The 5,607-nt window shown below is 53.1% G+C and carries 2 tRNA genes and 3 rRNA genes; all 5 read right to left on the bottom strand.

The annotated features are described in order from the left end of the window. Positions 1 to 44: 44 nt before the first annotated feature. Positions 45 to 159, bottom strand: a 5S ribosomal RNA gene (gene rrf / locus ACYBHZ_RS19270). A gap of 126 nt (positions 160 to 285) precedes the next feature. After that, positions 286 to 3,182, bottom strand: a 23S ribosomal RNA gene (locus ACYBHZ_RS19265). 493 nt (positions 3,183 to 3,675) lie between these two features. Continuing rightward, positions 3,676 to 3,752, bottom strand: a tRNA-Ile gene (locus ACYBHZ_RS19260). A 37-nt stretch (positions 3,753 to 3,789) separates the two neighbouring features. Continuing rightward, positions 3,790 to 3,865, bottom strand: a tRNA-Ala gene (locus tag ACYBHZ_RS19255). 184 nt (positions 3,866 to 4,049) lie between these two features. Continuing rightward, a 16S ribosomal RNA gene (locus tag ACYBHZ_RS19250) occupies positions 4,050 to 5,515 on the bottom strand. The 16S, 23S and 5S rRNA genes sit together here with 2 tRNA genes alongside, the layout of an rRNA operon. Positions 5,516 to 5,607 lie beyond the last annotated feature (92 nt).

The raw sequence follows: 5,607 nt of genomic DNA, 5'->3' as shown, positions 1-5,607 counted from the left end.
GTGGGGAATTTGTAATCGTATGAGAGATTTAAGCTCTTTATTAGGTTTGGCGGTGACCTACTCTCCCACGTCTTAAGACGCAGTACCATTGGCGCAACCGTGCTTAACGGCCGAGTTCGGGAAGGGATCGGGTGTTTCACTGGTGCTGTGACCACCAAACCGAATAAGGAGCTTATTATCTGCGCACTTTCCTATTGGGGGAGAAGAGCGCGATTCCAAGTCAAGTAAGTGTTTGTGTATGCTTTTGATTTTGTTCGAGTAAGAGCAGTTTTGCTATTACTGGATCAAATCAAGCCTATCGGGCAATTAGTACTGGTCAACTGAATGCGTTACCGCACTTACATCTCCAGCCTATCGACGTGGTGGTCTTCCACGGCCCTCAGGGATACCTTGTTTTGAGGGGGGCTTCCCGCTTAGATGCCTTCAGCGGTTATCCTTTCCGATCATAGCTACCCAGCACTACCGTTGGCACGATAACTGGTCCACCAGTGGATCGTTCACCCCGGTCCTCTCGTACTAGGGGCAACTCCTCTCAAGTATCCTACACCCACGGCAGATAGGGACCGAACTGTCTCACGACGTTCTAAACCCAGCTCACGTACCTCTTTAAATGGCGAACAGCCATACCCTTGGGACCTGCTCCAGCCCCAGGATGAGATGAGCCGACATCGAGGTGCCAAACACTGCCGTCGATATGGACTCTTGGGCAGTATCAGCCTGTTATCCCCGGCGTACCTTTTATCCGTTGAGCGATGGCCCTTCCACTCGGGACCACCGGATCACTATGGCCGACTTTCGTCTCTGCTCGACTTGTCAGTCTTGCAGTCAGGCTGGCTTCTGCCATTGCACTCAACGAGCGATTTCCGACCGCTCTGAGCCAACCTTCGCGCGCCTCCGTTACTCTTTGGGAGGCGACCGCCCCAGTCAAACTACCCGCCACACAGGGTCCCGGGCCCAGATAATGGGTCGCGGTTAGACATCAAGCAGAACAAGGGTGGTATCTCAAGGAAGGCTCCACAGGGACTAGCGTCCCTGCTTCAAAGCCTACCACCTATCCTGCACATGTTGTGCCTGATGCCAGTGTGAAGCTGTAGTAAAGGTGCACGGGGTCTTTCCGTCTAACCGCGGGAAGCCTGCATCTTGACAGGCAATTCAATTTCGCTGAGTCGATGTTGGAGACAGCGGGGAAGTCGTTACGCCATTCGTGCAGGTCGGAACTTACCCGACAAGGAATTTCGCTACCTTAGGACCGTTATAGTTACGGCCGCCGTTTACCTGGGCTTCAATTCAAGGCTTGCACCTCTCCTTTTAACCTTCAGGCACCGGGCAGGCGTCAGACCCTATACGTCGTCTTACGACTTCGCAGAGCCCTGTGTTTTTAGTAAACAGTCGCCACCCCCTGGTTTGTGCCCCCAGCCAATACTTGCGTAGAAACTGGGCCTCCTTCTCGCGAACTTACGGAGGTATTTTGCCGAGTTCCTTCAACATCGTTCTCTCAAGCGCCTTGGTATTCTCTACCAGTCCACCTGTGTCGGTTTAGGGTACGATCTAATGAGAGGCTATTTCCAGGGACCGCTGAGCCGCCCATTCAATCCGATAAGGATGAACGACCTTTGCGATCCGTCACTTCTCTCTGGCCCAGGAATATTAACCTGGTTCCCATCGACTACGCCTTTCGGCCTCGCCTTAGGGGTCGGCTTACCCTGCTCAGATTAGCTTTAAGCAGGAACCCTTGGACTTTCGGCGACAGGGTCTCTCACCCTGTTTGTCGCTACTCATGTCATCATTCTCACTGGTGATCTCTCCACCGGATCGTTCACACGCCGGCTTCACAGAAAGCTTCGAGCCTCTAATGATCCCCGGAGGGATCGAAAGAGGCATGAAGCTATATCACACCACGCTCTGCTACCATGCCTTACGGCATCCTCGGCTTCGGCTCATGGCTTGAGCCCCGTTACATCTTCGCCGCAGGACAACTTATCTAGACCAGTGAGCTGTTACGCTATCTTTAAAGGATGGCTGCTTCTAAGCCAACCTCCTGGTTGTTTTGGTCGTCCCACCTGCTTTCCCACTTAGCCATGAATTAGGGGCCTTAGCCGGAGGTCAGGGTTGTTTCCCTCTCCACTACGGGCGTTAGCACCCGCAGTGTGTCTGCCATCTAGTACTCCCGGGTATTCGGAGTTTGGTTAGGATCAGTAAGCCTGTGGGGCCCCATTACCCATCCAGTGCTCTACCCCCCGGGGTATTCGGATGACGCTCTACCTAAATAGATTTCGCAGAGAACCAGCTATCTCCGAGTTTGATTGGCCTTTCACCCCTAGGCACAACTCATCCCGACCTTTTTCAACAGGTGTGGGTTCGGACCTCCAGTAAGTGTTACCTTACCTTCATCCTGGTCATGCCTAGATCACTCGGTTTCGGGTCTGATCCCACGAACTCATGCGCCCTATTAAGACTCGCTTTCGCTGCGCCTACACCTAACGGCTTAAGCTTGCTCGTAAGACCAAGTCGATGACCCATTATACAAAAGGTACGCCGTCAGATCTCGAGGATCCTCCGACTGCTTGTAGGCGTCCGGTTTCAGAAACTGTTTCACTCCCCTCGTCGGGGTGCTTTTCACCTTTCCCTCACGGTACTGGTTCGCTATCGGTCAGTAAGGAGTACTTAGCCTTCGGGGGTGGTCCCCCGATCTTCAGACAGAATTTCACGTGTTCCGCCCTACTTAATACGTCACTCAAAGCTTCCTGTACGGGGCTGTCACCCGCTATGGCCAGACTTTCCAATCTGTTCCAGTCACTTATCATGCTCGGCTGGTTCCCGTTCGCTCGCCGCTACTAGGGAAGTCTCTATTGATGTCCTTTCCTCCGGGTACTTAGATGTTTCAGTTCCCCGGGTTTGCTCTTAAAACCCTATGTATTCAGGTTAAAAGTACTTGGTTTTGATCTTAGATAATCACACAGCAACCACCCAGTGCCGATCCAAAGGATCGGTGTACCGGCCAAGGGCCGGCGCCGTGCGGTTATCGCTGCGCGATAACTAAAATCAATCAAGTGGGTTCCCCCATTCGGAAATCCACGGATCAAAGCCTATTCTCAGCTCCCCGTAGCTTATCGCAGAGTATCACGTCCTTCATCGCCTCTTACTGCCAAGGCATCCACCAAACGCCCTTCTCGCGCTTGATTTGATCCAGAAAGAGCAAAACTTAGTCCGAAGACCCGTCATGCGAGCCTACAAGCTGGTAAGATGTAGGCTGTGCTTCCTGAACCAAAAGCATACTTTCCCGCTTCCGATCTTGTATGGGATCGGAAACGCGCTGCAGTTCCTTAGAACCGCAACTTGGTTAGTTTACTTGACTTGGGCAACATCATCTTTTCAGCCGCGATACGCACTGAGACCGGGAATGTGGTCTGTCATGCGCCTTCCCTTGCGGGAAGCGACCGAGATCAACCCTCACTTGGGCGATCAACGATGTTGCATTTAATCTCTCTATACGATGTCAGATAGTCGTCGGGGAGACCCGACGTTGTCCGATTGGACGAGTAAGAACTGGAACAGTTCTTACTGATCTAATCGAAGCCCGCTCTCGGGACATTTTGCTTTTGCAAAATACCCTGCGCTTGCCTTCCAATGTCTGGCGGATGTCCAGCGCCATCTTTTGCTTCGCAAAAGAGACGTTGGTGGGTCGAGGAGGACTTGAACCTCCGACCTCACGCTTATCAGGCGTGCGCTCTAACCACCTGAGCTACCGACCCATCCGGGACCGACACGCTCAGGCCTGCCGATCATAACTGGTGGAGCCTATCGGGATCGAACCGATGACCCTCTGCTTGCAAAGCAGATGCTCTCCCAGCTGAGCTAAGGCCCCAGAAGCAACCATCAGGGTTGCTTGGAAGTCCGAAGAGATATGAGGACGGCCTGGCCGAGTTTGACCAACTATTGTTGATCTATTGCTCTGTTTAGTGTGCTACCGCCTATTCGGCCACTTGAGCACTAGAGCTGCTAATGAGTTTCACGAGAAAGGCGAACCGATCTTCTAGAAACATCCTTAGAAAGGAGGTGATCCAGCCGCAGGTTCCCCTACGGCTACCTTGTTACGACTTCACCCCAGTCGCTGAGCCTACCGTGGTCCGCTGCCTCCAAAAGGTTGGCGCACGGCCGTCGGGTAGACCCAACTCCCATGGTGTGACGGGCGGTGTGTACAAGGCCCGGGAACGTATTCACCGCGTCATGCTGTTACGCGATTACTAGCGATTCCGACTTCATGGGGACGAGTTGCAGACCCCAATCCGAACTGAGACATCTTTTGGAGATTAACTCACTGTAGATGCCATTGTAGCACGTGTGTAGCCCAACCCGTAAGGGCCATGAGGACTTGACGTCATCCACACCTTCCTCCCGCTTATCACGGGCAGTTTCCCTAGAGTCCCCGGCCAAACCGCTGGTAACTAAGGATGTGGGTTGCGCTCGTTGCCGGACTTAACCGAACATCTCACGACACGAGCTGACGACAGCCATGCAGCACCTGTCACTGGTCCAGCCGAACTGAAGGAAAAGATCTCTCTAATCCGCGACCAGGATGTCAAGGGTTGGTAAGGTTCTGCGCGTTGCTTCGAATTAAACCACATGCTCCACCGCTTGTGCGGGCCCCCGTCAATTCCTTTGAGTTTTAATCTTGCGACCGTACTCCCCAGGCGGAATGCTTAATCCGTTAGGTGTGTCACCGACAAGTATACTTGCCGACGACTGGCATTCATCGTTTACGGTGTGGACTACCAGGGTATCTAATCCTGTTTGCTCCCCACACTTTCGCACCTCAGCGTCAGTATCGAGCCAGTAAGCCGCCTTCGCCACTGGTGTTCCTCCGAATATCTACGAATTTCACCTCTACACTCGGAATTCCACTTACCTCTCTCGAACTCAAGACTAGCAGTATCAAAGGCAGTTCCAGGGTTGAGCCCTGGGATTTCACCTCTGACTGACTAATCCGCCTACGTGCGCTTTACGCCCAGTAATTCCGAACAACGCTAACCCCCTCCGTATTACCGCGGCTGCTGGCACGGAGTTAGCCGGGGTTTCTTTACCTGCTACCGTCATTATCTTCACAGGCGAAAGAGCTTTACGACCCTAAGGCCTTCATCACTCACGCGGCATGGCTAGATCAGGGTTGCCCCCATTGTCTAAGATTCCCCACTGCTGCCTCCCGTAGGAGTCTGGGCCGTGTCTCAGTCCCAGTGTTGCTGATCATCCTCTCAAACCAGCTATAGATCGTAGGCTTGGTAGGCCATTACCCCACCAACTACCTAATCTAACGCGGGCCGATCCAAATCCGATAAATCTTTCCCCCGAAGGGCGTATGCGGTATTACTCTCAGTTTCCCGAGGCTATTCCGCAGATCTGGGTACGTTCCCACGCGTTACTAACCCGTCCGCCGCTCAACCCGAAGGTCGCGCTCGACTTGCATGTGTTAGGCCTGCCGCCAGCGTTCGTTCTGAGCCAGGATCAAACTCTCAAGTTGAAATGATGTTACCATCATAACCTTGACGTCGAACCTCTGCACATCACTCCATCCAACCGACTAAGGCTGAATGGAAACTGTTTCTCGTGCTT

Source organism: Celeribacter sp. ULVN23_4, from assembly GCF_054788345.1.
The sequence above is the reverse complement of the archived record's forward strand: the minus strand, read 5'-3'. Positions and strand labels throughout refer to the sequence as shown.